General features: G+C 34.5%; 1 protein-coding gene. It reads left to right on the top strand.

Going from position 1 to position 795, the window contains the following annotated elements:
• The first annotated feature begins 83 nt into the window (after positions 1-83).
• Entirely contained in the window at positions 84-644 is a 561-nt protein-coding gene (locus tag RH915_RS11405) for a GerMN domain-containing protein (protein WP_310480148.1), read from the top strand.
• Positions 645-795: the final 151 nt, after the last annotated feature.

The raw sequence follows: 795 nt of genomic DNA on the forward strand, positions 1-795 counted from the left end.
TAAAGTTAATAAAACAAGTTTAAAAAACTAAGAAAACAAGAGTAAATGTAAGAAAAAACAAGATTATATAGGGAGGACATAAAATGATAAAAAAAATTAGTGCCATTGTACTTGTATTAGGAATGCTTGTTGTTTTAGTAGGTTGTGGCACTTCCGAAGACCCACAGAAAAATATTAATGATGAAAAAGATAACGATAACGTAATTGTGAACCCAGAGCCAGAGGGAGACCAGGTTACAGTAACTTTATATTTTGTAAATCAAGAATATGTGTATACTGGAGATGCTGACCTAGACCCAATTGTACCAGTAGAAAGAGAAGTTGCATTAGGTTCAAAAACAGTAGAAGAAGTGGTTATCACAGAACTGCAAAAAGAGCCAGGGGATGAAGATCTGACGACTGCTTTAGAAGTGATTACATTGTTAAGTGTTGAGACAGAAGACAACATCGCTTATGTAAATATTTCAGGAGATCAACTAGGTGGTGGATCCATGCAAGAAGGAATGATTTTATCACAAATTGTATGGACATTAACAGAGATAGAGGACATAGACGCAGTACAAATTTTAGTAGACGGAAGTAAAAGGGAGAGTTTAATGGGACACATAACAATTGATGAACCCCTAAGCCGAGAAGAAATCTAAAGGTAATATATCAACAGTCCCCCTAAGGAAGCATAACCTTAGGGGGTTTTATTATTCTAAATACCGCACCTTAGGAGACTGTAAATAAATTTGTGCTTATTGAGTAAATAATAAAACTCAATCTGGCAAGAAATATTCAGTTGGATATAAA

The sequence above is a fragment of the Serpentinicella sp. ANB-PHB4 genome (genome assembly GCF_031432315.1).
In the GTDB taxonomy this organism is placed as follows: domain Bacteria; phylum Bacillota; class Clostridia; order Peptostreptococcales; family Natronincolaceae; genus Serpentinicella.